This window comes from Pseudomonas sp. GXM4, from assembly GCF_008923895.1.
Lineage (GTDB): Bacteria > Pseudomonadota > Gammaproteobacteria > Pseudomonadales > Pseudomonadaceae > Aquipseudomonas > Aquipseudomonas atacamensis.
This window is the reverse complement of sequence record NZ_WBRZ01000512.1, coordinates 1-1022: the sequence shown is the minus strand read 5'-3', so window position 1 is coordinate 1022 and position 1022 is coordinate 1. Positions and strand designations below refer to the sequence as shown.

Sequence of the window (1022 nt, the reverse complement as noted above, 5' to 3'; positions counted from 1 at the left end):
TGCAATGTGTCAGTCGACCCATACTTATCTGACCCAACGCCTTCGCGAGCAGGCTCGCTCCCACAGGGGTTATGCGGCGCCCGGGGATTTGCGGATGCCCAACCGACTGATCCACACAGCCGCCAGAATCACACCCCCGCCAAGGAACAATCTCCCCAGTTCCTCATGCTGATTCCAGATCAGCAGATTCAACAGCAGCCCCACCGGCACATGCAGGTTGTTCATCACCGCCAGGGTACCGCCGTTGACCATGCACGCGCCCTTGTTCCACCAGTACAGACCCAATGCGGTCGAGACCAGACCGAGAAACAGCAACACGCCCCATTGCAGCGGCGCTTCCGGCAGGAAGTTCGATTTGCCGAACAACAGGAACGCAGGCAGCACAACCATTAACGCGCCGAGGTAGAAGTAACCGAAGCGGCGGTAATGCGGCAGATCACTCGGATGCTTCGCCACCAGATGCTTGTACAGGACCTGCCCGGCGGCGTAGGTGAAGTTGGCCAGTTGCAGCAGCAGGAAGCCCATAAAGAAGTCGGGACTGATGCTGTCGAAGCGAATCACCGCCGCACCGCCGACCGCCACCAGCGCAGCAATCAATGCCCACGGATTAAAGCGGCGGTTCAGCGCGTCTTCGATCAACGTCACATGCAGCGGTGTAAGAATGGTGAACAGCAAAACCTCCGGCACGGTCAGCACGCGGAAGCTCAGGTACAGGCAGACGTAAGTTACCCCGAACTGCAACGCGCCGATCAGCAACATGCCACGCATGAACGCCGGCTCCACCGAACGCCAGCGCGTCAACGGAATAAACACCAATCCGGCCAGCACCACACGCACCAGCACCGCGAAGTAGCTGTCAACATGCCCGGCCAGGTATTCGCCGATCAGACTGAAAGAAAATGCCTGGATCAGCGTCACAAAAAGTAGATAGCCCATGTTCGCCTCGAAATCGAATGGCGGCGACGATAGCGGTTTTTGCGCCAGACCGCGAACCCTCGAACAACACAAATCCCTGTGGGAGC

The 1022-nt window shown here is 58.6% G+C and carries 1 protein-coding gene; it reads right to left on the bottom strand.

The window, feature by feature from the left end; genetic code table 11:
* Positions 1-69: 69 nt before the first annotated feature.
* On the bottom strand, positions 70-936 hold the full coding sequence (locus tag F8N49_RS27820; protein ID WP_151553312.1) for a carboxylate/amino acid/amine transporter: 867 nt from the start codon (positions 934-936) through the stop codon (positions 70-72).
* Positions 937-1022: the final 86 nt, after the last annotated feature.